This is a genomic window from Pseudoalteromonas sp. TAB23 (genome assembly GCF_000498075.1).
Taxonomy (GTDB): Bacteria; Pseudomonadota; Gammaproteobacteria; order Enterobacterales; family Alteromonadaceae; genus Pseudoalteromonas; species Pseudoalteromonas arctica.
Map to the genome: position 1 here is coordinate 55,528 of NZ_AUTP01000324.1, position 26,164 is coordinate 81,691.

General features: G+C 39.0%; 21 protein-coding genes and 1 pseudogene. 10 read left to right on the top strand and 12 right to left on the bottom strand.

Translation table 11 applies throughout. The features are described 5' to 3' along the window. Positions 1-4: 4 nt before the first annotated feature. Positions 5-3,099: pseudogene (locus tag L654_RS01000000126575) on the bottom strand (efflux RND transporter permease subunit). Between the two features lie 3 nt (positions 3,100-3,102). Next, complete coding sequence (locus L654_RS0121390) at positions 3,103-4,155, bottom strand: efflux RND transporter periplasmic adaptor subunit (RefSeq protein ID WP_024590017.1); 1,053 nt, start codon at positions 4,153-4,155, stop codon at positions 3,103-3,105. A gap of 246 nt (positions 4,156-4,401) precedes the next feature. On the opposite strand from L654_RS0121390, the gene L654_RS0121395 reads away from it, so the two are divergent. The 6 genes from L654_RS0121395 to L654_RS0121420 all read left to right on the top strand — a co-directional run bounded on the left by L654_RS0121395 (position 4,402) and on the right by L654_RS0121420 (position 9,840). Further along, a complete protein-coding gene (locus tag L654_RS0121395; RefSeq protein WP_024609010.1) occupies positions 4,402-5,106 on the top strand; it encodes a DUF2982 domain-containing protein in 705 nt (234 codons plus the stop codon). A 22-nt stretch (positions 5,107-5,128) separates the two neighbouring features. Next, positions 5,129-5,461, top strand: a complete 333-nt coding sequence (locus tag L654_RS0121400) for a hypothetical protein (RefSeq protein ID WP_007581673.1) — start codon at positions 5,129-5,131, stop codon at positions 5,459-5,461. Between the two features lie 69 nt (positions 5,462-5,530). After that, positions 5,531-7,180 (top strand): DUF1566 domain-containing protein, encoded by a 1,650-nt coding sequence (locus L654_RS0121405; protein WP_024609011.1) that lies wholly within the window; start codon positions 5,531-5,533, stop codon positions 7,178-7,180. Positions 7,181-7,189: 9 nt separating this feature from the next. Continuing rightward, on the top strand, positions 7,190-7,708 hold the full coding sequence (locus tag L654_RS0121410) for a DUF1566 domain-containing protein (protein WP_024590014.1): 519 nt from the start codon (positions 7,190-7,192) through the stop codon (positions 7,706-7,708). A 165-nt stretch (positions 7,709-7,873) separates the two neighbouring features. After that, positions 7,874-8,791, top strand: coding sequence for an AAA family ATPase (locus L654_RS0121415; protein ID WP_024609012.1), 918 nt, complete (start codon positions 7,874-7,876; stop codon positions 8,789-8,791). Between the two features lie 11 nt (positions 8,792-8,802). Further along, positions 8,803-9,840: a general secretion pathway protein GspB gene (locus L654_RS0121420; protein WP_024590012.1), complete on the top strand. Its 1,038-nt coding sequence runs from the start codon at positions 8,803-8,805 to the stop codon at positions 9,838-9,840. A gap of 53 nt (positions 9,841-9,893) precedes the next feature. Here L654_RS0121420 and L654_RS0121425 read toward each other — a convergent pair whose 3' ends face one another. After that, positions 9,894-11,087 carry an HD-GYP domain-containing protein gene (locus L654_RS0121425; protein WP_024609013.1) on the bottom strand — a complete coding sequence of 398 codons (1,194 nt, stop codon included), beginning with the start codon at positions 11,085-11,087 and terminating at the stop codon, positions 9,894-9,896. Positions 11,088-11,205: 118 nt separating this feature from the next. Further along, complete coding sequence (gene putA / locus L654_RS0121430; RefSeq protein ID WP_024609014.1) at positions 11,206-15,009, bottom strand: bifunctional proline dehydrogenase/L-glutamate gamma-semialdehyde dehydrogenase PutA; 3,804 nt, start codon at positions 15,007-15,009, stop codon at positions 11,206-11,208. A 169-nt stretch (positions 15,010-15,178) separates the two neighbouring features. On the opposite strand from putA, the gene L654_RS0121435 reads away from it, so the two are divergent. Further along, positions 15,179-15,661, top strand: a complete 483-nt coding sequence (locus L654_RS0121435) for a winged helix-turn-helix transcriptional regulator (protein ID WP_024590009.1) — start codon at positions 15,179-15,181, stop codon at positions 15,659-15,661. Positions 15,662-15,739: 78 nt separating this feature from the next. Here the strand turns inward: L654_RS0121435 and L654_RS0121440 are convergent, their stop codons facing one another. From L654_RS0121440 to L654_RS0121470, 7 genes are all read right to left on the bottom strand, one after another. Next, a complete protein-coding gene (locus L654_RS0121440) occupies positions 15,740-16,729 on the bottom strand; it encodes a sensor domain-containing diguanylate cyclase (protein WP_024609015.1) in 990 nt (329 codons plus the stop codon). 205 nt (positions 16,730-16,934) lie between these two features. Further along, positions 16,935-17,312 (bottom strand): DP-EP family protein, encoded by a 378-nt coding sequence (locus tag L654_RS0121445; protein WP_024590008.1) that lies wholly within the window; start codon positions 17,310-17,312, stop codon positions 16,935-16,937. Positions 17,313-17,328: 16 nt separating this feature from the next. Beyond that, positions 17,329-20,583: a winged helix-turn-helix domain-containing protein gene (locus L654_RS0121450; protein ID WP_024609016.1), complete on the bottom strand. Its 3,255-nt coding sequence runs from the start codon at positions 20,581-20,583 to the stop codon at positions 17,329-17,331. Positions 20,584-20,751: 168 nt separating this feature from the next. Further along, positions 20,752-21,582, bottom strand: a complete 831-nt coding sequence (locus tag L654_RS0121455) for a mechanosensitive ion channel family protein (RefSeq protein WP_008167991.1) — start codon at positions 21,580-21,582, stop codon at positions 20,752-20,754. Positions 21,583-21,620: 38 nt separating this feature from the next. Further along, positions 21,621-22,364, bottom strand: coding sequence for an LrgB family protein (locus tag L654_RS0121460; RefSeq protein ID WP_024592978.1), 744 nt, complete (start codon positions 22,362-22,364; stop codon positions 21,621-21,623). Further along, a complete protein-coding gene (locus tag L654_RS0121465) occupies positions 22,357-22,710 on the bottom strand; it encodes a CidA/LrgA family protein (protein ID WP_024609017.1) in 354 nt (117 codons plus the stop codon). The genes L654_RS0121460 and L654_RS0121465 overlap by 8 nt, the downstream gene beginning before the upstream one ends. A 71-nt stretch (positions 22,711-22,781) precedes the next feature. After that, a complete protein-coding gene (locus L654_RS0121470; protein ID WP_024609018.1) occupies positions 22,782-23,573 on the bottom strand; it encodes a crotonase/enoyl-CoA hydratase family protein in 792 nt (263 codons plus the stop codon). Positions 23,574-23,940: 367 nt separating this feature from the next. Here L654_RS0121470 and L654_RS0121475 point away from each other — a divergent pair, with 367 nt between their 5' ends. Genes L654_RS0121475 through L654_RS0121485 form a run of 3 tightly spaced genes read left to right on the top strand, consistent with a single transcriptional unit; the run spans position 23,941 to position 25,624 of the window. After that, positions 23,941-24,261, top strand: coding sequence for an HI1450 family dsDNA-mimic protein (locus L654_RS0121475; RefSeq protein WP_007581697.1), 321 nt, complete (start codon positions 23,941-23,943; stop codon positions 24,259-24,261). A 42-nt stretch (positions 24,262-24,303) separates the two neighbouring features. Continuing rightward, positions 24,304-25,116, top strand: coding sequence for a DUF481 domain-containing protein (locus tag L654_RS0121480; RefSeq protein WP_010553209.1), 813 nt, complete (start codon positions 24,304-24,306; stop codon positions 25,114-25,116). 25 nt (positions 25,117-25,141) lie between these two features. Next, positions 25,142-25,624: a hypothetical protein gene (locus L654_RS0121485; protein ID WP_008168001.1), complete on the top strand. Its 483-nt coding sequence runs from the start codon at positions 25,142-25,144 to the stop codon at positions 25,622-25,624. Between the two features lie 42 nt (positions 25,625-25,666). Here the strand turns inward: L654_RS0121485 and L654_RS0121490 are convergent, their stop codons facing one another. Then, on the bottom strand, positions 25,667-26,158 hold the full coding sequence (locus L654_RS0121490; RefSeq protein WP_024609019.1) for a peptidylprolyl isomerase: 492 nt from the start codon (positions 26,156-26,158) through the stop codon (positions 25,667-25,669). Positions 26,159-26,164: the final 6 nt, after the last annotated feature.

Genomic DNA, 26,164 nt, shown 5'->3' on the forward strand with positions numbered 1-26,164 from the left:
GAGATTAGATCTCTTCGAAAGGCTTTTCAGCAGCTTGTTTATTCAGCTTTTGTTGTAAAAACTCAGGTGACTGTGTATTTTTCGATAGAGCATAATACGCAGCAGGTACAACAAAAAGAGTCAGCAGGGTAGATACAATAACCCCTGTAAACACAACTACACCAATTACCATACGGCTTTCGGCGCCGGGGCCTGAAGCAAAAACCAAAGGAACAGAGCTCATAACGGTTGTTAGTGAGGTCATTATTATTGGGCGAAGGCGCTGGGTAGCGGCTTGTAGTATTGCTTCACTAAACTCAACGCCTTTATCGCGTAATTGGTTAGTAAATTCCACAATCAAAATACCATTTTTAGCACTTAAGCCTATGAGCATAACAATACCTATTTGGCTGTAAATATTTAAGGTCAGTCCTGTAGCCCAAAGCCCAAACATAGCGCCCATTAAACCAAGCGGTACGGTAAGCATAATTACAAATGGGTGCATAAAGCTTTCAAACTGTGCAGCAAGTACCAAGAAGGTAACGGTGAGTGCAAGTATAAATACGTAGGTCATCGCTGATGCGCCTTCGTAATAAAGCTGCGACTCACCTTTGTAATCTACTGCGCCATCTATATCGTTTTCTTGCGCGGCTACTTCGTTTAAAAAGTTAAGCGCTTGCTCAAGGGTATAACCGTCGGCTAAGTTGGCGCTTAATGTAATTGCGCGCATACGGTTGTAGCGGTTTAAGCGCGATGCTGTTGCTTCTTCTTTTAAGCTGATAAGGCTATCAAGTGGAACTAGTTCACCGCTTCGTGATTTAAGGTATATATTTGAAATATCAGTAGGATTGGTAAAATCTTCTTTTGTCCCTTTTAAAATCACATCATATTCTTCACCGCGGTCAATAAAGGTCGTAACACGGCGCTGGCCAAGCATTGTTTCAAGTGTACGGCCTACATCAGATACCGAAACGCCTAAATCGGCAGCTTTGTTTTTATCTATGCTGACTAAAAACTGTGGGAAGGTTTCCTTATAATCATGATCGATTCTTACTAAACCAGGGTTTTGCTCAGCACGCTTTATTATACGGTCACGCCAATCGGCAAGTTGTGCGTAATCATTACCTTGCAGTACAAACTCAATTGGGCGAGATGAGCCACCACCACCAATACCACGGCGCATAATGGCAAATGCACGAACATCGGTAACTTCTTGCATTTTACCGCTTATTTCGTCCATTACTTCCCAGGTTGAGCGTTTGCGTTTATCCCAATCGGCCATACCAACAATCGCAACACCGCCGCTGCCACCCCAGCCAGGCACTCGAACAAGTACACGACTTAGCTCACCCGCTTGCGAGTAAGGCATTAAGCGCTCTTCAATTTTAGCCATATTAGCGGCGTTATTTTCGTAACTTGCGCCTTCTGGGCCGCTCATCATAATAAAGAACGTGCCACGGTCTTCTTTTGGCGTTAGCTCAGAAGGAACTTGTAAAAACAACGAGTAACTAACAAAGCCAGCTAATAATAAGCTCACCATTAAACCCCATTTACGGGTTATGTTGGTGGAGAGTGAATTACGGTAACTTACTTCAATTTTAGTAAACTGGCGATCCATCCATTGGCTAAATTTATTTGGTTTGTCTGATACTTTAAGTACTTTAGAGCATAAGGCTGGTGCGAGAGTAAGTGCTGTAACACTTGAGAAAAATACGGCAGCNCCGCCATAGCAAACTCAGTAAATAATGCACCTATACGGCCATCCATAAATACTAATGGCACAAACACCGATATTAGTACAAGCGTGGTTGCTACTATAGCAAAACCTACTTCACGCGCGCCTCTAAATGCAGCTAGTAACGGCGGCTCACCCAGTTCAATACGACGGTGAATGTTTTCAAGCATTACAATGGCATCATCTACTACTAAACCAATGGCCAGTACTAAGGCAAGTAAAGTGAGTAAGTTAATTGAGTAGCCCATTGCCAATAAAAACATAAAGCTACCAACAAGTGCGACCGGTACGGTGACCGCAGGGATAAGCGTTGCTCGTATATTGCCTAAAAACAAAAATATAACGAGTACGACTAAACCCATAGAGATGGCAAGTGTGCTGTAAACTTCATTAATAGACTCTTTAATAAATACAGACGAATCGTAGCTGTCTTGAATTGTAGTGCCTTCAGGTAGATTACGTTTGATTTTTTCAAGTTCACTGCGCGCGTTATCTACTACGGTAAGTGTGTTTGCTTTAGCTTGTTTTACAATACCTAAGCCAATCATATTACGCCCGTTACCGCGAAATAAGCTTTCGTCATCGGCAGCTTCTAAACGTACATCGGCAACTTCACCTAAACGTACTAAGTAACCTTCATCACCACGCTTAATTACCAGGTTTTTAAAATCGCGCTGATCTTTATAACTACGGGCAGTACGCACGGTAAAGTCACGATCTATAGATTCTATTTCGCCGGCGGGTAGTTCAACGTTTTCTGTACGCAGTGTATTTTCAATATCGCTTGAGGTAATACCCCGTGCGGCCATTGCTTGGCGGTTAAGCCAAATTTTCATGGCGTATTGGCGCTCACCACCAATACGTACGTTAGATACACCATCTACTACGGCTAAGCGGTCAACAATAAAACGCTGCGCGTAATCAGAGAGCTGTAACGAGTCCATTGTTTCGCTGTTTAATACAAACCAGGCGATTGGGCTTTCATCACTATTTGATTTAGATACTTCTGGCGGGCGTACCTGATCCGGCAAACTATCAAGTGCACGTGCTACACGTTCGCGTACATCGTTAGATGCTGCATCTATGTCGCGGTTAATATCAAACTCAATGGTAATGTTTGAACGTCCATTACGACTCGATGAGTTAATACTTTTAATACCTTCAATACCTGAAATTCGATTTTCTATTATTTGCGTTATTTTGGTTTCTATAATTTCGGCAGAAGCACCTGTGTATTCAGTGCTGATATTTACAATCGGCGTTTCAATATCCGGGTATTCACGAAGTGGCAGCATAGTAAACGCAACCAGTCCAAAAGTAAGAAGCAGTAAATTAATTACAATGGCAAAAACGGGGCGCTTGACGCTAGTATCTGTAATTTTCACGTATTACCCCTTTACGCTTACTTTACTTCCAGAGCGAATTTTTATTAGCCCCTCAGTAACAATTTGCTCGCCATCAGTTAGGCCTTCGTCGATAGCAACCCAGCCATTATTTCTGCTAGCAACATGCACTTCAATTTTATTAGCTATCCCATCTTGAATTTGAAAAACAAAGTGTTTGTCTTGCAAAGGTATAACCGCTTTTTCTGGCACCATTAAAGCTTGGTTGCTGCTTAGCTCAAGTGCTGTATTTAGTAACATACCAGGGCGAAGTAATCCTGATTTATTGGCAAAACTTGCTGTTACTTCAACACTGCGAGTAACCGAATCAATACGCGAGCTAATATGCGTTACCTTGCCGTTAAATGTTTGTCCTGGGTAGGCATCGTTTTGCGTAAGCACTTTCATGCCCATATTTAATTGTGCTAAATATTTTTCAGGTACTTTAAAGTCAACTTTAATAATACTAATATCATCAAGTGTTGTGATTATTGTTGTATTACTTACGTAAGCACCTATTGATATTTCACGCTTACCTAACAGGCCTGAAAAGGGCGCACTAATAGTCATTTCGTTTAATTTAGTTTTAGCGCTTTCTAGTTGGGCCTCTGTTGCATCAACACGAGATAACTGCTCTTCAAGTAACGACTTTGCCGTTGATTGCGAGCGTGAAAGTTCGGTTAGGCGATCTAACTGACGTTGTTCTTCTCGTAAGTTAATGCCAAGCTCTTTAACGGCAAGCTGTTCTTGTTGGCTCTGTAACTGTACTAACTTTTGTCCTTTACTGACTAAGTCGCCGTCTTTAAAATATATATCTGTGACATAATCGTTTTGCGCACTTTTTATATAGATTGCTTGGTTTGCACGCGCGCTACCGATCGCTTCTATCATCACTGCGTTTTCCTGAGAAGTAACAGTATGAGCTGTTACTTGAGTAGACATTTGTGATAAATCGGCCTGTTCGCCGTGGCTAGCGGGTAGATATAAATAAACGCTAAATATTAAAAGTAACGTAATAATAAATGGAAAAAGTGCTTTACCTGATTGTCTTGAGTACATTGATTTCATACCTGAAAATGAATTGTAAGTATTGTACGAAATAAGACCGGGAAAAGACGGTTATGTGTCTCATAAATTTGTGCGTTAAGCGTAAAAGTAAATAAGATTTATTCATTGTTCCTATTTTGTTGAGGAAAAAGCGGTAATGTATGAAATTTAAAACCACCTGTAACTTATGTATAACAACAAGAAAGGTCATAATTTGGGCTGTTATTATGCTTGTTTTTTATATGGTGTTTTACCAATATGGATAAATCTAACAATGCCATTAAGTTTCGGGCACAAGGTGCGCGAAACGCAATTGAAGTGCTTGTTGCAGGTGCAATTGGTTTAGTTTTTATTATGTTGTTTAATTTACTGAGGCCGGGTGAGATTAGCATACTTGAAATATTTTTAGTGAGCTTGTGTATTGCCGCTATTTTTATTGGATATTTAAAAACTCAAGAGCCATATCATAGCCTTATATTAAATGAGTCTGAGCTCGTTTATTGCCATAAATACGGAGCTTGGTATATGCCTCATAGTAACTTTCATCACAGTGGTATACCCAAAGTAGAAAATGGCTTTGATTACTTAGAATTAAATGCGGTTGGTATAAAGGTAAACGACATAGATGACTTTTTAACAAGCATAGCGCCTCGAATTGCAGGGAAATTATTAATAGAGCAGCGTAATTTATTTATGCAAGTTGTTCAAAAACATTGCAAAAATGGCAATTGCCCATCAGAATGGCTAATAGAAGATACACATTACACATCTCATAAAGGGATAAGCTATACTGGTCTTATAGCTATGTTTGCTAACAGGACTAAGCACCTTCAACTGTTAACCGGTTACGATTTATTATTACCAGCTAGTGTGTTAGATAGAGATATTTGGGCATTTAGTGCTAACTTAAATAAGTGGAAGCGCGAGCCTAGTCAGTTTATAGCGTCGCAAATTAATAATTAAGCTGCGACTGTAGGAAAGAAAAATGAGTCAAGAGAGAGCCTTTTTAAAAAGTGGTCGAAACACCATAATACATAAAGATAAAAAGCATGATTTAGTGATTGTAAACTCTGAAATTCATCCTAAAATTAAAGTGACTCAACATGGCTTAGAGCCATTTAAAGAAGAGTTACCTAAAAACCGCCGTGATGCAAAAGATCGCTATTTAGAAATAGTCTATGTTGGAAGCCCTGATGTATTTGGCGAAGAAAAACAATTACTATTTATTCAAGCTTTAGATGGGCGTGAATACAAAGTAGATTACAGTAAAATCGGTACGAAGTTGTTTGTACGCATTCATCAAGATACATATATGTAGTACTTTAATGGCATCTTTATTGCTAGTAATTACACTATAGTAATTATTTGACATAATAAGGTGCTGCGTATGAAAGCGTTTGCTTTAATCCCCCTCATTTCTTGCGGTTTGCTGAGTGCGTGTGGAGGCGGTGGCGGTGATAGCGATAATACAGTTGTAGAAACATCTGTTAATGCTGGAACCGATTTACAAATTATCGAAAAAACTGAATTTACTATCACAGCACAAGGTTCCCCCGCTGATGGTACGTTTTCATGGCAACAAGTTAGCGGCCCAAGCTTAGAAGGTTTTCCGCTTGAAGGCGCTGAGCAAACATTGACAGCCCCTGACGTAAAAACTGATAGTGAAATAATCTTAAGAGTAAGCTATCAAAGCACCGGTAGTAGCGCTGTTAGTGACGACATTTCTATTTCAGTGAGCTCTAATAATCAACTTCCTCTTGCTGTTGTTACCCAAACATCTCCTGAAACACTTCCTTCTGTATACAAAGATACAGTGACTTTGAGCGCCCTTGAGTCGAGCGATCCTGATGATAATGGCCAAATTGATAGTTATTTGTGGCAACTGCTATCAGGTCCTGATTTAGATATTGCTAGCTTTAATGAGTCAACTCTTAGCTTTTCTCATCCTTTACTAGAAAGTAACGTAAATTTGTCTTGGCAGCTAACAGTCACTGATGATGAAGGCGGTGAGGCGAGTACTCAATATTCAATGACGCTTAATAAAACAAATGAACTAGTGGATGCAAATGCAGGCGCTGATCAAAATGTCGAAGAGTTTGAAGAAGTAACGCTTGATGCAACGAATAGCGAAACTGTCACCGATACCTATCAGTGTAAGTGGCAACAACTTACCGGTAATAGCGAAACATTAAGTAATAGCGACCAATGTACAACGACATTTTTTGCCTCTGATGTAGATACTGAATCCACGTTGAGCTTTGAAGTAACGGTAACCGACTCAAAAGGACGCACCGATACAGATTCTTTATTTGTTGATGTATCACCAAAAGCGCTTGGGCTTATAAACGATAGTGGTGTTGGTGAGTGCTATAACAACACCCAACGCATTAACTGTGAAAGCGATGACTTTCCAGCGCAAGATGCTGAACTTGGACGCGATAGCTATGCAAACCGTTTAGATAAGGTTGGTAAAGGTAATTTAGCGTTTGATTACACTAAACTTAATCAGTTTGCTGATGAAGTTGGTGATAATAGTAGTGACTTTACCTGTATACGCGATAATGTTACTGGACTTGTATGGGAAGTAAAAAGTGAATCCTCAGGAGTATTGCCAAATACAAGCTTGCGTGAGGGGCAAAATCATTACTTTTGGGATTTAGGCGACACTACTTTTACCGATACTAGTACAGCCAATTCAACTTGTCCGGATGATACGAGTTGTGGAGTACAAAGTTATATAAACGAAGTGAATAACTTAGATTTTTGTGGTGGTACAAATTGGCGGTTACCTACTTATACAGAGCTTTTAGGTTTAATTGATTATGGTAAACAAGGGCAAAGCATATTAATTGATGAGGTGTTTTTCCCCAATATGCCAAGTGAAAGTGCATTAAGTCACTTACGTTATTGGACTTCACAAACTGCAGCCGATGGTACAAGTTTATCGCAAGCGTACATTATTGATATGAGTGATGGTAACGATCTTGCTTATCCAAAAGAAAATACTGCGTATGTTCGTTTAGTTAGAAGCCGTTAGGAGAAAATAATGAGATTAAAATTACTCTATGCACTAGCAACTATAAGCTTGAGCTTTAATATTGCAGCGGCGCAAACGTGCTACGACGGTGCAGATACCACAACGCCGACAGATAGATTTACCATAAATACAGATGGCACAGTGTCTGATACCGAAACAGGCCTTATGTGGCAACGTTGTAGTTATGGGCAAATTTATAATACAGAGACGCAGCTTTGCGAAGGCTCTACACCTTCTCTTACTTGGCAAGAAGCACTACGCGGTGCTAAAAATGATACAACCGCAGATTACGATGATTGGCAAATGCCTAACATTAAAGAGTTGGCGAGTATTTTAGAGCACAGTTGCACCGAGCCGAGCATTAATGAAGAGGTGTTTTTTGGTACTAAGCTTCAAAACTATTGGTCAAATACATCGGGTGTGAGCACGATGAGCTCTGCATGGGTTTATCAATTTGATAGTGGGCTGAATAGCTTGCACGCCAAAACTAGTAATGTGTATTTACGGTTAGTTCGCTACGAAGAATAAAGTACTTACTAAGATTAGACAGATGAAAGTGCAGCCTTAAAACCGCTGCATTTTTTTGTTTTACATAAATTTACGTTATTTCAATAATAAAGCGCTTACAACGTTGTCACTTAGTGCGTTTTTTTGCCATTATAGGCCGTGATTTAATTACGAAGGAACATCACGGTGTATTTAAGCTATTTTGGCCTGAATGAAAAACCTTTTTCAATTTCGCCCAACCCTCATTACTTATTTGTAAGTGAACGACATAAAGAAGCCTTAGCACACCTTACCTATGGATTAGGTGAAGACGGTGGTTTTGTATTATTAACAGGCGAAGTGGGTACTGGTAAAACTACAATTACCCGCAGTATGTTAGAGCAGTTACCTGAAAACACGCAAGTAGCGATGATCCATAACCCAGCACTTTCAGAGCTAGAGTTATTAGCTAGTATTTGTGATGAGCTCAACATTAGTTACGATGCTAATAATGCGACGCTTAAAAGTCTTACCGATATTATAAAAAAGCACTTAGAGACCAATAATAAATCGGGTGGGCACACCATACTTATAATTGATGAAGCGCAGTTACTTGCCCCTAATGTGCTTGAACAATTACGCTTGCTGACAAATATAGAAACCGATCATAAAAAATTATTACAAATAGTATTGGTTGGTCAACCTGAGCTACAAGAGCTTTTAAAGCGCAATGAATTAAGGCAACTCGCCCAGAGAATAACAGCTCGTTACCATTTATTACCACTTACGCAAGGCCAAACAGTTGCTTACATAAAGCATCGGTTACATGTTGCAGGATGTGATAAAGGAATTTTTTCGATGGATGCCATGCAAGCTGTTCATCAATTAACCGGTGGTGTGCCACGATTAATGAACTTGGTATGTGAGCGAGCTTTGGTAGGCACTTTTGCAAAGCAGCAGTTGATAGTTGATAGCGATATAATAAAAAAATCAGCACATGAGTCATTACCCATGGATTTTGTAGCGCCAGTTAATGAGGCCAACAAAGCAACGTCATTTGTACCATATAGCCTTGCATTCGCTGCTTTATTTGCCGTAGGCATTGGGCTTTCATTTATTTTATAGTTAGGTAAGTTATGTCTTATTTATTAGATGCGCTAAAGCAGTCGCAGCAATCAGATATGAGTGCTGAGCAATACGACTTACAATCAGAGCAGTTAAAGCAACAGCAAGCACTTAAGCGTTATAGACGATTAGCGTTAGTATTTGGTACAAGCTTAGCTGCTTTTATTGCGGTAGCTGGTGGGTTTACTACTGGTAAGTGGTTTCAAGGTACTACTTTATTAAACATATCGGAACCCGCTGTAATTAAGGTGGTTGAAAGCGAAAAATCGTCAACTAAAGAAAAAGTTAAAGAGGTAGATGCCGCAGTTGAAAAGCAGCAAATAGCTAAGTTAGAACCTGCTAAAGTAGCTCCAACAAATACTGCAACGATTGAAGGGCAACTTGTACATGTGCAAACACCTAATGGTGTACAGCAAATGTTATTAACGCCTAATGGGCAATATATTCCTATGCCATCGAGTCAGGTCACGAGCGCAACGGGTTATAATCAGCAGAACGTGCAACAAGTAATGCCAGTTCAAAATTATAATCAGCCAGTATTTAATCCACAAAATAATTACAATCCAAATAATACACAGAACGCTTCGGTATTTGGGCAAAGTCAAAATACAGCATCAGCTCAACTAGATATGAGTAAATATAAAGTACTAGGTAAGCCAATTAATGGTAACAACCAATCTCAACAGATGAGCGATCCTGAGCTTGATGAGGTGCCTACAACACTTAAAAATGCGTTTGCGCAAGCTATACAAGACGTCGAAAAAAATCAGGATTATGAAGTTACCCATGCATCAAAAACGTCATCACGTGTTGAGCCTGTAGAATTGCTACCAGATGGCTTGCAATCAATGTTACCTAGTATTAAATATCAAGCGCATATTTATTCATCGAGCGCTGACAAGCGTTGGATCAAGCTAAATGGCCGAGAGCTACATGAAGGAGAGAGCATAGGCGCTTTAACTGTAAGAGAGATTACACCTGAGCAAAGTGTACTTGATTTTGATGGTTATGAGTTTAGCTTAAAAGCTTTGCAAGACTGGCCGCAGTAAACGCTTAGCTATTATGTTGAGAGCTCGGTAGAATGTTGAGCTCTCAATATTGCTTAGGATAATATTGAGTTTTTATAAAAGCGTTCTAAATCAATATTATATTCTTTAGGTTTCACCGCTGACTCAAGGGTATCTAGGGTTTTTTTATTAGCTAAATCGATATCTTTTATCTCTGTATAGCGACTATGCTTAGCACTGTAAAATGTTTTAACGATAGGTTTTAGCGGTGTGCTAGGGTTACTCTCGGTCACTAAACCAACTTTTTGACTCGATAATCTAACGAGCGTTCCTATCGGATGAATACCAATACATTGAATAAATTTATTAAGCAGCTCGGGATCGAAGCTATCTGGGCATCCGTCTTTTAGTATTTTAAAGGCTTTTATTGGCTCCATGCCTGCTTTGTAAACACGTTCTGCGGTAAGTGCATCATATACATCCACAATTGACGCCATACGTACGTATTGACTTATTTCGTCGCCCTTTTTAGCAAACGGGTAGCCTTTACCATCAAGCCTTTCGTGATGCATGCCAGCAATATCAACTGCAATACCCGTTAAACCAGACTCTTCTAATATCTCTTTACTGAAAAGCGAGTGCATTTTCATTATTTTAAATTCATCATCGGTAAAGCGACCTGGTTTATTGAGTATTTCATCAGGAATTTTTATCTTACCAATGTCGTGTAAAAGTGCGCCGGTAGTCAGTTCAACGATAATGTTTTTTTCTATACCTAAATGCTTAGCAAAAATCCCCATTAATATCGATACATTAATAGAGTGCTCAAGTAGGTAAGCATCTTTTTGGCGCATTTGGGTAAGGCAGGCTAGGGCATCTTGGTTTCTAAAAACAGAGTCCATAAAGCCACTTGCCAGCTCTCTGAATGGCGTAATATCTATATCGCGGCCTGCTTTAATATCTTTAAATGCTTTTATTTGCAGTGTTTTAGCTTCGTCATACAGCTTTTTTGCCTTTCCCATTTCTTGTTCGGCACTGTGTGTTTTTTGCCAAGGGTCACGCTTTATTTTTGTTGCAGGTACAGTGATAGGAGCTTTTTCAGGGACTGAGTCAATGAGGGTTTTATCAGGGTCTATTTCTACTTCTAAAATTCCTGCTTTTATTAGGTTATTAATACCAGCCTGAGTTTTAACCCAGCCTTGATTTTTAATTTTAATACTGCCAGTTTGCCTGGTAACACTTTGCACAAACATACCAGGCAGTAACTGACCAACAGGAATTATTTTCAAATTTATTACTTCTATTGTTAATCTTTCATTAAGCTAACAAATATATACGTTACTACCTAATAAAAAAGGCACTTTTCAGTGCCTTTTTTTATTTTTTAGTTAAAAAGCATTAGCTTAATTATTCATCATCTTCAACAAGCGTCATTAGTGATGTGTTACCACCTGATGCTGTTGTATCAATACTGATTGTTTTTTCAGTAATAAGACGTTTGATTAATGTATCGTAATACTCAGAGCTAATTACCGGTAAAATAGCACCTTTACGCTGTGCAAGCTGTTGGCTAAAGTAGCCTAAGCGAGACGAACGAGCAGCAACTACCGCACCGGCTAAATGAGGGTGCGCCAAAATAGCTTGTAACTGATTAGGTTTAGCTACTTGGAAAACACCTTCTGCAACACCTGTAGAGATAAATTTATCTTTAAAGGCAACGGCTTCATCATAAAACAGCTCAGACGCTACAGTAATTACCGTATTACCTGCGGCAATAGCAGTGATGATAGACAATGCCCAGAAGTTAAATGATGTGCTCTTATCTGCATAACACACTACACAACCACGTGCTTCTAGATGAAGTGTATTAGACTCACCCGTTGGCCCAGGCAGGGTAGTAAACTTACGCATGTGCTTTTCAAGGCGGTTAAGCTGTGCACGTGCTTCTGATAATGTTAATGCTAAGTCGTCTGCTAAATCGTCGATAATTTCTACCGTCGCGATTTTAGCAAGCAACTGACGTACAGCCGAAACACGGTCGTTTAGTGGTGTTGCGCGCCAGATTTTTTCATCGCGCATTGAGTTAGCCATTAGCTTTTTAACTTGCTCATTTGCACCGCTGTAGTGGTGTAAATCAAGTTCGTCAGGCGTCAGGTTTGTCATTTGTACGTTATCTGGTGATGCCTTTTCTTTTACTAAACGTTGTAGGTAGTTAGGGCCACCGGCTTTAGGGCCAGTACCTGATAAACCACGGCCACCAAATGGTTGCACACCAACAATAGCACCAATCATGTTTCGGTTAATGTAAACATTACCCGCACGTGACATTTTAGCAAGGTACTCACAGCGCTCTTCAATACGTGAATGAACACCCATTGTCAGACCATAGCCCGTGTTATTTATTTGATCCATCACATCATCAAGTTCATTCGATTTAAAGCGAACAATATGAACACATGGGCCAAATACTTCACGTTTAAGTACTGATAAGTCTTTGATTTCGTATAAACGAGGAGCAAAAAAGTATGCGCCATTTTGTGTATTATCAGGAATTTTACATTCGTAATGAAGTATAGAATTACCTTTTAAGTACTCAACGTGCTCGTTTAAGTTTTTAAGTGCTTTTTCATCAATTACCGGACCAACATCAGTTGATAGTAACGATGGATCGCCAATGTGTAACTCAGCTAGAGCACCTTTAAGCATTTCCATAATGCCATCTGCTACGTCATCTTGAATGAATAAAACACGAAGAGCAGAACAACGTTGGCCAGCACTTTGAAAACCAGAACTGATCACATCATCAACTACTTGCTCAGGAAGCGCCGTTGAGTCAACAATCATACAGTTTTGGCCACCTGTTTCTGCAATTAACGGTACTTGAATGTCGTTACGTGCAGCAAGTGTTTGAGAAATTAATGTGCCTGTTTCAGTAGAACCTGTAAACATAACCGCTTGAATGCGCTCATCAGGAACAATTGTTTTACCTACTTCTGAGCCGCGAGCGATAACCGGTTGAACAACGTGCTCAGGTAAACCAACAGATAGCATTAGTTCAATGGCACGAAGGGCGATTAAACTTGTTTGCTCAGCAGGCTTAGCAATTACAGTGTTACCTGTAACAATCGCAGCAGCAACTTGGCCTAAGAATATTGCAAGCGGGAAGTTCCACGGGCTAATACATAAAATAACGCCACGGGCTTCAAAACGTTCATCTTTAGACAACTCTTCAGCGCGCGCTGCGTAGTAACGACAAAAATCAACCGCTTCACGTACTTCATCAATACCATCTTGCGCTACTTTACCCGCTTCTTTAATACAGATAGCGACTAGTTCGTCGTGATGACGTTCTAAAATGTCAGCAACGCGGCGCAGTAAATTAGCTCGCTCTTTTACTGGTGTTTGTGACCATGATTCAAGTGCCGCTTCAGCGTTAGCCAGTAATACTTTCATCTCTTCGCCAGTTTGTAACTTAACGTGGCCGATGATTTCTTTGTGATTTGCTGGGTTTTTAACAGCCAATGAGCCTTCTGGTACTTGGCTTTGCTCAATTAAGTGCTCGTTAAACCATGTTTCAAGATTCTCTTTGAAAGGGGTAATAACATTAATATCGGTTAAATCCATGCCTTTAGAGTTAGCACGTTCTTCACCGTATAAATCAATTGGCATTTTGATTTGCGTATTGTACTTATTACGCAAGCCTTGCAATGTTTCTACAGGGTCTGGTAGTAATGATTCAACAGGTTTTGTTGTATCTACAATCGCGTTCACAAATGATGAGTTAGCACCATTTTCTAACAAACGACGAACAAGGTAAGCAAGTAGGTCTTCGTGTTGACCAACCGGTGCATATACACGACATTGAATTTTTTCTTCGTTAACGATTTGGTCGAATAAAGATTCACCCATACCGTGCAAACGTTGAAATTCAAAACCGGTGTTGTCGCCTTTCGCTACTTCTAAAATAGTCGCGGCAGTGTAAGCGTTGTGTGTTGCAAACTGCGGATAAAGTACGTCGCGCGCTTCAAGCATTTTAATAGCACATGCTTTGTAAGAAACATCGGTTGTTGCTTTACGGGTAAATACAGGGAAATGCTCTAAACCATCTTGTTGTGTGGTTTTGATTTCAGTATCCCAGTACGCGCCTTTAACTAAACGTACCATCATTTTACGACCAACACGGCTTGCAAGGTCGGTTAGCCATTCAATTACAAAAATAGCGCGTTTTTGGTACGCTTGAACCGCTAAGCCAAATCCTTGCCAATCACCAAGATCTTCATCACTAAATACTGCTTCAATTACATCTAATGAAATATCTAGACGGTCAGCTTCCTCAGCATCAACGGTAAAGCCGATATCGTATTTTTTAGCTGCAAGCGCAAGCTCTTTTAACTTTGGTACAATTTCTTCCATCACACGGTCTTTATGAGTGAACTCATAACGAGGATGAATAGCAGAAAGCTTAACTGAAATGCCAGGGCTCTTAATTGGACCACGGCCATTTGCCGCTTTACCAATAGAGTGTATAGCATTCATGTAGCTGTCAAAGTAACGCTTCGCATCTTTCATTGTGCGCGCGCCTTCGCCTAGCATATCGTAAGAATATACATAACCTTTTTGCTCTGTATCGGCAGCACGTTCAATTGCTTCGTCAATGGTACGACCCATAACGAATTGCTTACCCATAATTTTCATAGCAAAATTTACAGACTTACGAATAACTGGCTCACCCAAACGACCAATGGTCTTTTTAAGCATGCCGAACTGTTGTTCTTTCGTTTTGTCTGTGTAGTTAACCATTTTACCGGTAACTAATAATCCCCAAGAAGACGCGTTTACGAATAAAGAATCGCTGCTCCCTAAATGGGAGCTCCAATCACCTTTCGCTAACTTGTCGCGAATCAGTACATCTTGAGTTGCTTTGTCTGGAACTCGAAGCAGTGCTTCGGCCAAACACATTAATACAACGCCTTCTTCACTAGAGAGTGAAAATTCATTTAAAAGCGCATCAACACCGCCTTGCCCATCTTGCTCTTTACGAATGTTTAAAACAATCTGGCGGGCTCTTTCCCAGGCACGACTTCGTGCTTTTACGCCTACTTCTGCAAGCGGTAAAATATGATCAATAACCGCATTTTCATCTATGCGGTAGAAGTCACGGATTCTTTGTCTAATAGGACAAATCGTTGTTAAATCGCCGTTGAATAACATAAGCAACCCTCAGGAGTGTTAAGAATTAAAGTAAAATTAATTACCAATAAATTACCAGTGATATTGTGAGTGCATTCTAATTAAATTTCAGCAGAATATGCTGGTTAAATTTCGCGTTTTACGATAATTTACAGGGCATAAATTTAACTTATCCGCATAAAATTCTGTTATGACAATTCCAAATAGATTACGCATGCTAGATCGTATTGATTTAGCCATACTAGACGTTCTACAAAAGAACGGCAGAATTTCAAATGTTAACCTCGCAAAACAGGTTAATTTGAGTGCAAGCCCGTGTCTTGATCGTGTAAAACGATTAGAGCAAGAAGGCTATATCGAAGGCTACTACGCTAAGCTTAGCGAAGCAAAGCTTAATCAAAGCTTAGTAGCACATGTTCAAGTGTCGCTTGTTGCTTCAAATACAGCAGTATTTAAGGTATTTAGAGAGCATATATTAAGAATACAACAAGTCGTTGAATGCGACATGGTGGCAGGCGGTTATGATTATTTATTAAAAATCCGCGTGTCTAATATGGAAGAATATAGACAAGTTCTTGGCGACTTAGTCGATATTCCCGGCGTGGGCACTCATCATACTTATATGGTGATCGAAAAGATTAAAAAAGACGAAGGGCTGCTAATCGACATTTAAGCTTTTCTCAAGTAATAAAAAACCGCAATTGCGGTTTTTTATTTTAGTAGATAAAGGCTATACCAAATAGTTAGTACATCACCTTATACATAATTTATTACGACCTTCCGACTTCGCTCTATATAAAGCCGTATCAGCCGCGCATATTAATGCCTCAGATGTTCTGTATTGATTATCGTATTCACACGCTAAACCCTGGCTTACACTTATCTTTACATTCGCTGGCAAACCAATATCTCTAAAATTAATGTTGAGTATTTTTTCTTGAATACGTTTTGCGATCATTTCTGCATTTGAGACATGTGAGCGGGGTAATACAACAGCAAACTCCTCACCACCATAGCGTGCTACTAAACTATCTTTTGAGGGGAGGCAGTCTTCAATTGTTTGAGCTACTTTTTGCAAACATTTATCACCCTTTACATGACCAAAATTATCATTAAACAGTTTAAAAAAATCAATATCGATCAAGATAAAACTCAAAGGCTGTTTGTCTACTATGCATTCTTGCCAATTTTTAATAATCGCCTTCTCTAAAGTGCAGCGATTAGCGACGCCTGTAAGGTGATCTATTTTGGCTATGTTTTCGAGTACTTTATACTTTTTAACATGCCTAGAAATATCATGCATAATACAAATAAATAGAGGGATATTGTTTGTAGTTGATGCGGGTATACAAGAAATTGAGAGCTCTATATCTAAACAGTTACCATTGTTTTTTATTATTTTAACTTCTTTCGGGCCATGATTGAGTGGTGTTTGATAGTTGTTTTTCCAACTTTCAAACATGTATTGATAGTCATCGCGATACTGTTCTTGTAAACAATCTTGCCATTTTTTACCTATTAATGAATCAGATGTAACATTAAAAAAACGAGCTGCAACGGGATTTACTGATTCAAACACTCCATCTGCATTAACAATAAAAATAGCATCGGCCATGACATTGGTGACATTAATAATTGCGCTTATTTTTTCATTGTTAACGGTATTAGAAATGCTGCTGATTAATGCAGATACAGCGTTGTCGGTGTTGTTAGCTCTGCTATTTTCATTATTGTTAGACATGGTGTTGCTCATTTTTATTGTTAATGAAACTTTATGTCTAGCAGTTTATTTAATTTATGTTTTTTAAACCTTTCGGTAACCTTCTTTTTTAATTTGTTGATTTTATTTATTTTTATTGAAGTGTGTCAGTGCTTAGCTAAAAGGTAGTTAGGTTATAAATAAATTGCACAGGGGAAATTATGCTTGTGCAATTTAAAATCAATAATTAATTTTTGTCTTTATTTATAACTTGTGGGTCAGGGCTTGAATAAGGTTTATCATTACACTCAACGTTAAATATTAAACATGCAGTGCCTGAGTTTTTTGCTGTATCGGTGACGGTGATTGCTTGGCGGTTATCACTAAGTTCATAACTGAAATCTTGGGCACATGTTCCGATTTTATTAGTAATTGTAGCCCCCGTGAAAAAAAAGCCTAGCCCAACTGTTACAGGAGTTAAAGTGTAAGTACCTGCAGTTTCGGCTCTTACTGTACCGCCGCCGTCAACGGCTTTACCATTTTCTGTATAGCTAAAAACGGCCTCTTTTTTATCGTTAAACTCAATATGTACTTGAAAATCGACTTTTTCTAAGGTGGTATTCATGTTATTTCCTTTGTATTTATAGTTTAAAGTCAGTAATGCCTAGTTTTATCAGGCTTGCTGTTATTGCTGGTATTTCGTTTGCTCGGTTTAAGCAGGTATATGCTTGTACCTGCGGGTACTTTACGTGAATACTTTGGTTTATTTTTACTGTTTGAGTAATAGCTTTAAGCGCATTTACGCAAAATTGCTCTCGCTGTTCGCTGGTCGAAGCTAATTTAGCTTTGAGCAGGTTTATATTTATGGGAGCTAAGTTATCTCTATTCTTCATTTTATTGGTTATGTAACGTTTATATTCGCCATCATTCTCAAGGGTTGTTAATAACTCTTGCGCTTTAAGAGGGAAGTTTCTGTCAATAAAATAGCGAGCCAGACTAATTTGTGTATTAATAGAATTGATACTATTAAAACCTTGTGATTTTAAGAAGCTAATAATTTTTCCTATTCTTGAATCTACTTTTTTGTCATAAGACAACATTATTAATTGCGCTAAAGAGCGATAATACATATGTTGAAATTCATTATTTTCTGGATCTTGCTTTAAAGCCTCATTTATATTTTCATTCGCAAAGCGAGCTTTTAAATAGGCCATTTTTTTATCAGGTAAATAGCTTAGTAAATAGCCTTGTTGCATATATATATTTGCTGACATATAAAAAAGACTCGCGTCATCAGGGTAGTGATTAGCCACCTTTTTGACCACAGCAACTGCATTGTCCAATATATACACTGCAGTGTTGAAGTTACCAAGCATACCTTCAGTTTTTGCAAGCCAACTAAGGGTATCTGCTTTATCACGCAATAAGTTTTTATTGTTGGGCTTTAGCACAAGCGCTTCGTTTTTAAGAGTAAGTGATTCGGTAAAGCTCTGTTTTGCCGCTTTATAATTAAATTGTTTTAAATACAAAGATCCCAGCGAATTATGTGAATACGACAACTCCATAATGGAATTAAAATCATTCGCTGCTAATGAATACATGGTTTCGCTATACATATGGTACTTTTTAAATAATGGCTCAGTGGCAGCGTAATCACTTTTATCATAATGAAGCTGGCCTAACCAAAAGGCATTGGCACCCGCAAGCGTTAGTAATTCTATATTGTTAGGCTGTATTTTTAATAATGCCTCAAGGCGGGTGCGGGCGTTTTCAAAGGCGGTAAAGGCTTCATCGGTTTTACCCCGTGAATAAGCTACTTCACCCATTGCTTCGAGGGTTTGTGCGTACTGGAAACGGTTGTTAAATTGTGCTTTATCATCGCTAAAGCTAAAGAGTGAACCTGATTCGTCTGTTTGATTTGTAAAATATTCAAGTGCTTTATTACTAATACCATCAAGTAAGTCCATACGCTTTACGCTACGCAGTTTGTCGGCAAAGTCACCCACCATAAACCCCAGTAAGCTTTCGGCCTCAAGCTGTTTTTTTTGCGCATGTTGCTGGGCCTTAAAACTAGTAAAGCTCATTAATAACGCGGTGAATGTAAGTAAGCACAATAAAGCAACGGTCACTCGTTTTACTCTTATTTTTGCTTTTGTTTTTTTAATAGAGCTTTTGATAAGAGCGTGCTCGTTATCATCTAATTTAAACAGTTTGTCGTTAAGTAATAGCTGCGCTTCTTGTAGCGGTTTACCTGGCGCTAGGAGGTAGGCACTACTTTTACCTTCATCTATCCAATTTTGCGCTTGGTGTTGTAAGCGGCTTTTTATTGCTAAGGCATCTTTATGGTCATTAATCCATCGTTTTGCGCGCGGCCATTGACGTAATAATGCCTCGTGAGCAAGGCTAAAACAGGCTTCTTGATTTTGTAAATGCGATACAAATAAACGGCTATCGACCATGGCTTGCACAAGCTCTTTTTGGCTTGTGTTCGTTAATGTTTGCCAGCGGGCAGCGCGGCTCGTAATGGTTTTACCATCTGGATTTAAAGTGATCAGCTGTGATAATACGCTTTTTAGTTGCTGTTGTTGCTCGTTGCTGAGGTCAATAAATATATCTTCTGCTTTTTTGCCTATGGCTCCCTCAATACCCCCGAGTTTTGTGTAAACACTGTGCAGTAGCTCGTTATTATCACTGCGCTGTAAGTACAGCTCTTGCAATGTGTATTGCAGCATGGGCAGTGCGTCAGGGTTATTGGCTGTATCGGCGCACAATATTTCATCCAGTGGTGTTTGGGTTTGTGGGTCATTGGAGAACGTTAAATTAGCGGTTAGCGCTGGCAGGCGAATAATTTGTTGAAGCTCTTGGCGATTTGGCGGTGTTAAATCGTAGTGCGCGCCATGAGCTTTGCCTGCCATTAGACTTGGTTGTTCAACCACTAAAGGGTAAAAGTCGTTACGACACGCACTAAATACAATCACAGTTTTAGAGGTTGCTAAGCGCTCAATAACTGATAAAAAATGGCTGCGTGTTTCGCTACTAAATAAAGGAGAAGAAAGCAGTACTTCTAAGCGGTCAATAAATAAAAATAACTGTGGTGTTTTAAGTTGTGTAGAGGCTTTGCTAAGTGCAATTTGTATGGCGTTGATTACGCCATCGATTGCCAATTCTAGTTGCTCTGCCAGTGTTTGCGCGCTTAATCCTTCAAATACAGGAAGGCCATTTATATCCCAATCAAGCAATGCAGAAGCTAAATCTAAAAAAAGTCTATTTTTATGAACATCTGCAAAGTCGAGTTGGCTATAAGAAATAACCCCAATGCCGTTATAGCCTCGCTCATCTAGCAGTTTTGGTAAAATCCCAGCATTAACAAGCGAAGATTTACCCGTACCGCTAGGGCCAAGTATTAAGCAAAAAGCACGACCAAATTTAACTTGGCTCGATATTCTATTGAGTAACGTTTCTATAGATTGATTGCGGCCAAAAAATAGGTGTGTATCGCTTGGGTTGTAGGCGCTTAATCCTAAAAAAGGAGAGCCACCTTGCCATGTGTTTTCACTTTTTTTTATATCTTCAGCCAGAGGAAACTCAAGTTTTGCAATAACGCGGTAACCACGTTTGCGAATAGTTTCTATGTAGGTGGGTTCACTTGCTTTATCACCGAGGGCTTTTCGTAACTGGGTAATTGTTTTATGCAGCGGGTTATCGCCTACCTCAACATTTTTCCAGCATTGATCTAATAGCTCGTCAGTAGTAACAATTTCGCCTTTTTGGAAGCAAAGATGAACTAACACATCCATGGCTTTTGGTTCTAACTGTTTATTTTTTTCTGCACGCTGAAGAGTATTTGACTGGGGATTGACTTGCCAATCACCTAAATAAAAAGGGCTGCGATTCATAATGGCTCATTATTGTTATTATGTAATTAAAGCGAGTGATTAGCCGACTTTTTTAACCAAGTCTTTATATTACAGATAAAATAACAAACAGATAAGGAGTTTTTACGCAGTAAAAGAAGTTTATTGATGTGGGTAATTCAATATTGAATTACCCACTGGATTTTATGACTATATATCGCTTTTATTTATAGTAATGACGCGTTGAGGGAATGGGATTTCAATATCAGCGTTATTAATTGCTTTATAAACACCGCCATTAATAGCCAGCTTGGTTTCGATAATTTTAGTAGTAGGTACCCAATATCGGTAGCTTATTGTAACACCGCTATCGGCAAAGCGTTCAATACCCACTTGTGATAACGGATTTTGTGCGACTAATTCGTGTGCTTTAAGTACGTCTTCAATAAGGCTAATCGCGTTATCAGAGCAAGCACTATAGGCTATATCTATTTCACCTTTGACCAATGAGTAACTAAATGAGTTATGAAGTATTTCACCTACTATGTGCTTATTTGGAATGGTGATTTCTACTTTTTCTTCATTGATTAAAATAGTGTAGCCAAGCTCAATTGTTTTAACTTGGCCGCTTACATTTTTAACTTCAATAGTATCACCAACAACAAAAGGTCGAGTGGCTATAATGGCAAGGCCCGCACCATAGTTAGAGAGCATTCCTTGCAGCGCTAAACCAGCACCTAAAGATGCAGCACCAATGGCTGCTACAAATGGCGTAACGCTGATACCTATTTTGCCAAGTGCAATAATTATAACCATTACAATTAGCAGTACTTTTACCACGCTACTGACAAAGTTAGTGAGCGTAATGTCAACGTTATGACGGGTCATTAAGGCTGCTACAAATTTGGCAAGCTTTTGTGCTATCCACAAACCAATGAGGACGATAAAAATAGCGCCAACAATTTGCATACTGTAGGTAACCATATACTCAGTAAGCATGGTGTAATATTTTTCAAACTGTTCGATTTCAGAACTGATCATAAAGCGCTCTATGTTAGGGCTATGTTGTATTTTTTCAACTATAGCAAAATGTTGACTAAAAATGGATATAACAGCGGCACTATAATCGCTGTTAATAAAGCACTTAGCGCCATTGCAACTGAGGAGTAAGCGCCTACTTTTGGATGCTCAGCAATAGCAGCAGCAGTCCCAATTGCATGACAAGCTGTGCCCATTGCAACACCTTGAGATTCGTGATTAAAAATATTAATGAGTTTAAAAAGCATAAAGCCAAATAAAGCGCCTAGTAAACCAATAAAAATAACTAAAGCCGCAGCAAGAGAGCTAATTCCCCCTAATGAATCAGTGACAATTAAAGATATTGGGGTTGTGACACTGAGTGCGGCAACAGATGCACTTAGCTGCGCAGGCGCATTAAATAATATGCTTAGCAAAAATGCCACAACGGTTGCGTTAACAATACCTAAGCTACATGTTGCGACTATGAGTAATAGGTTTTTTCGTACGTGTGTAAACTGCTGATATAAAGGAAGTGCTAAAGCTACAATCGCGGGCTCTAATAACCAGCTTAGTAATTTGCTGTGCGAGGCAAATTGCGTATAAGGCAGATTTAGGTTAATTAGTAATAAAGCGATAATACTAATACTTAAAAATACGGGGTTAGTGAGCGATTTAAATACGCTGTTTTTTATACTTTGGTTTACGGCCCTTAGTGCTAAAAACAATACAATAATAAAAGGAATACTTAGCCACCATAAATTAGGCTGTAGCTCTGAAATAGCGGAAAAAGTAAAATCAGTCATTATTTTCTCTTCCCTTAAAGTTCGCAATTACACTGCTAACAAGCAACAAGGTAGTTATAGGGACTAGCACCACAACTGAGGCTAAAAATGCCCAGTGCGATTTTATAAGGCCGAGATGTTCAATAAATCCCACACCCGCAGGAATGAAAAAGATAGGCATAATATTTAAAATAGGGGAGGCGCATGGTTTTACATGTTGCTCTTTTACAATACCCGATAAGAGTAAAACTAATAAAATAACCATAGCAAGTAACGGTGCAGGAAAGCTTCCACCAATAAAGTGCATAATGAGTTTAGCGCAGGCTAAACAGAGTAAAATAATAGCGCTACTGAGCAGATATTTCATCAAAGTGGCTCACAGAAAAGATAAGAGCTTAACTTTAACAAATCAAACTCTTTTATGCATTGTGCAATAGTCTACCAGTGCTTTGTATTTGCGTAGGTTGTATCTGCTTTTCCTTTTGCTTTAGCAATTGCTTTTTTAGTGTTTGGGTTTAGCAATAAGCGAATTTGGCTGAAGGTTTCTTTAGCGAGTATTTTTCGTTGGTTTGGTTTATAGCTAAGTTGTGTAACACGTTTAATAGCAGCAAGCGTATCGGGTGAGCGCTCAAGTAATGTATTGAGCATGTTTTGCGTGGCTTGCTGAGTATCATCGGTAAGCTGAGTAACCAAACCTAGCTCATTTGCTTGGTGTGCTGTGATTGGGTTTGCGTGGCTCGCAAGCCAAAGTGCTTGGTCACGCTTAACTAAACCGCTCATCATTACATTCGCTCCCATATCGGGGCACAATCCCCAACGCGCTTCCATAATGGCAAGTTTGGCATCAATATGAACAACCCTGTAATCTGCCCCCAAAGCTATTTGCAAACCACCCCCTAAACAGTTGCCATCAATTTGTGCAATAACGGGCACACTCAGTGACTGCCAGCCTAATACTACTTTTTGCGCTAAATTTTGATTGCCAGGTAACCATTTAAGCAATAATTTCACTATGTTCATTGGTGTAGCCATTACTGCAGATATATCAAGGCCTGCACAAAAATGCTCGCCATCGCCTTTGATTACCACAGCACGAATACTGCGATCTCTTTTTATATTTTTAATGACTTTGTTTAGCTCTACAAACATTTCAAAGCTTAATGCATTTTGTTTTTTTGCTCTGCTAAGCGTGACGGTTGCAATGCCATTTTGTTTTTCTAGTTTTATCATTACACACTCCTCTGACCTGTTGCTTGAGCTTATGTTGTTATAGGAATTAAGTAAAGTGACGGTATTTTTTAAATAAATGGAATTTATTGCTAAAGCCGTAGTCTTAAAGGATTGGTTTTAGATGAGAAAAAGCTAAACAATTCGAACCTAAGATAATAAAAATATTTTACGTTGTTATTTTAACTAAAATAATAAAAGTAATCTTTATATTCAATAGGTTAGGTAAGTTGTTATTTATCGTTTTAGTTGTATGATGAATAAAGCATGACTCGGTTACAAAAAAGTCAGTGTTTTACGCTTTTTTTTATCAAAATGATGATGAGATTTGATAATATAGCGCAACTTAAAAGCTTAAGGTTAAGCACATATGTCGGGTCCACGTTTATATACGGTAGAAGAAGCTACTCACCAAGCTTATGATATTTTTTTAGAGTTAGCGCCAAATAACTTGAGTGAAAAAGATGTTGAAGACTTTAATGAGTTTAGAGAAGACCTAGGCTTTATTGAAGAAGACGAGCCAGATGACCAGTGGCAAGACTTTGTAGCCCTTGAAATAGAGCCAGAGCACTTTATTCAGGTGTTGGTTGGTTTAGAATTTGAAAATGATGATGTTTTGTTTGCTAAAATTTTGATTAGTCGTGATAAAGATGCGCCGTTTTGTCATATTTTATGGAAAGAAACTGAATAAGCAATACTGCTTATTTTTATAATTGTGTGCAGAGAGAGTATTGTGCGTAAGTATTTATTTTTAATTTTTTTAATAATTAGCTGCCCAAGTTGGGCCGTTGATCCATTTGAAGATTTTCATGAATATGGCAAGCTCTCTGATGAAGAAATTCATGAGTTACACAAAGGTGACATGTTCTACGGTGATACTGAATTTGGCTTTATTCTAAGTAAAGGTAACACCAATTCGACCAGTTTTAAGCTCAAAGGTAATTTATACCAAGACTTTGAAAAGTGGCGTAACCAATTTAAAATAGACTCTCTTTATAAGCGTGATGAGAACGATGAAAGCGGTGGCACTGATGTTACAGCTAATCGTGTTTTTGTATCAGCGCAAGGTAACTATAAAGTAGGTGTTAAAAACTCCTCATTTTTTATTTACGGTGATTACGAAGAAGATGAGTTTAGTGGACTTGATTTTAAAAGTACGGTGGCGACAGGCTATGGTGCGCGTGTATATCAAGGCTCTAAAAACAAAGTAGATATTGATATAGGACCTGGCTTATACCGTTCAGTAGCCGATGAAGATTCGGATGTGAGCGAAGATGAAATTAATAAAACTGGTTATTTAGTACGTGTTGCAATGCAGTGGGAACGTTTGGTTTCTAAGCGTACTCGTTTTAACCAAGATGTGAGTATAGAGCAGTCGCTTTCAGGTCTTAATTCTCGCTTAAAATCGGAAACCGCACTGATAAGCCAAGTGATTGGTGCGGTATCACTCAAATTTACCTACATGTATCGTTATAATTCAAAACCCGAAGATGATAAACTCAAGTTTGACTCAGAGCTGAGTGCTACATTGGTATACAGCTTTTAAGTATTTATTTAATTTAGAGAATATTATGTATCAGCATAAACAGTATGCGGTGTTTATCTTTTTTGTATTAGCGTGGATAGGCGGTTTTGTAGCGCTTGCATGGAACTTGTTAGGCGCTGATGGTCCTTTAATGATATTTGCTGGGATTTTAGTGCTGGTGGGCTTTTTGTTCCATGGTCTAACAGTAAAAGTAGATGATAAAAAAATTAGCTGGGCGTTTGGCCCAGGCGTTGCAGGGCAAAGCATTGAGCTTGGCGAAGTAGTAGAAGCTAAGGCAGTTCAAAACTCTTACAGACACGGTATTGGTATGCGAATTACTCACGATGGTTGGGTGTATACAGTATCTGGCTTTAGTGCAATACAGCTAACGCTTAAAGATGGCACTTTGTATCGAGTTGGCACAAACGATCAAAAAGGTTTACTAGCCGCTCTAAAAGAAAAGAATGTATCAATCGCGCTGCCTAGTAAGGCAAAAACTGAAACGGTTAAGCGCAACAATATGATATAAAAAAAGCGCCCTAGGCGCTTTTTTTCTTGGTTTAACAGTATATTAGTGGTCGTGACCACATCCACATCCACCTTCACCATGTACATGACCATGAGTGAGTTCTTCTTCGGTTGCATCACGTACTTCTAGTATCTCTACATCAAAGTTAAGTGTTATGCCTGCAAGTGGGTTATTACCATCTACAATAACTTCTTCATCTTGGATATCGATGATCATTACTGATTGGTCACCATCATCTGTTGATGCACGAAATTGCATGCCGACTTCAATTTCCATACCTTCAAACATCGACTTAGGTACAGCTTGCATTAGGTTATCGTGGCGTTCGCCATAACCTTCATCAGGTTCAACTTTTACGCTAAGTGTGTCGCCTGGTTGCTTGCCTTGCAAAGCATTTTCTAGGCCTGAAATTAAGTAGCCTGTGCCAATGATAAAGTGTAGTGGCTCACCACCGAACGAATTATCAATGCTATTGCCATCATTATCCATTACCGAATAATGCATTTTTACCACTTTGTTTGCCGCAACGATCATAGTCAT

Coding starts and splice junctions, on each gene's coding strand:
- L654_RS0121390 (WP_024590017.1), bottom strand. CDS start 4,155: ATGTACTCAAGACAATCAGGTAAAGCACTTTTTCCATTTATTATTACG.
- L654_RS0121395 (WP_024609010.1), top strand. CDS start 4,402: ATGGATAAATCTAACAATGCCATTAAGTTTCGGGCACAAGGTGCGCGA.
- L654_RS0121400 (WP_007581673.1), top strand. CDS start 5,129: ATGAGTCAAGAGAGAGCCTTTTTAAAAAGTGGTCGAAACACCATAATA.
- L654_RS0121405 (WP_024609011.1), top strand. CDS start 5,531: ATGAAAGCGTTTGCTTTAATCCCCCTCATTTCTTGCGGTTTGCTGAGT.
- L654_RS0121410 (WP_024590014.1), top strand. CDS start 7,190: ATGAGATTAAAATTACTCTATGCACTAGCAACTATAAGCTTGAGCTTT.
- L654_RS0121420 (WP_024590012.1), top strand. CDS start 8,803: ATGTCTTATTTATTAGATGCGCTAAAGCAGTCGCAGCAATCAGATATG.
- putA (WP_024609014.1), bottom strand. CDS start 15,009: ATGTTATTCAACGGCGATTTAACAACGATTTGTCCTATTAGACAAAGA.
- L654_RS0121435 (WP_024590009.1), top strand. CDS start 15,179: ATGACAATTCCAAATAGATTACGCATGCTAGATCGTATTGATTTAGCC.
- L654_RS0121440 (WP_024609015.1), bottom strand. CDS start 16,729: ATGTCTAACAATAATGAAAATAGCAGAGCTAACAACACCGACAACGCT.
- L654_RS0121445 (WP_024590008.1), bottom strand. CDS start 17,312: ATGAATACCACCTTAGAAAAAGTCGATTTTCAAGTACATATTGAGTTT.
- L654_RS0121450 (WP_024609016.1), bottom strand. CDS start 20,583: ATGAATCGCAGCCCTTTTTATTTAGGTGATTGGCAAGTCAATCCCCAG.
- L654_RS0121455 (WP_008167991.1), bottom strand. CDS start 21,582: ATGATCAGTTCTGAAATCGAACAGTTTGAAAAATATTACACCATGCTT.
- L654_RS0121460 (WP_024592978.1), bottom strand. CDS start 22,364: ATGACTGATTTTACTTTTTCCGCTATTTCAGAGCTACAGCCTAATTTA.
- L654_RS0121465 (WP_024609017.1), bottom strand. CDS start 22,710: ATGAAATATCTGCTCAGTAGCGCTATTATTTTACTCTGTTTAGCCTGC.
- L654_RS0121470 (WP_024609018.1), bottom strand. CDS start 23,573: ATGATAAAACTAGAAAAACAAAATGGCATTGCAACCGTCACGCTTAGC.
- L654_RS0121475 (WP_007581697.1), top strand. CDS start 23,941: ATGTCGGGTCCACGTTTATATACGGTAGAAGAAGCTACTCACCAAGCT.
- L654_RS0121485 (WP_008168001.1), top strand. CDS start 25,142: ATGTATCAGCATAAACAGTATGCGGTGTTTATCTTTTTTGTATTAGCG.
- L654_RS0121490 (WP_024609019.1), bottom strand. CDS start 26,158: ATGATCGTTGCGGCAAACAAAGTGGTAAAAATGCATTATTCGGTAATG.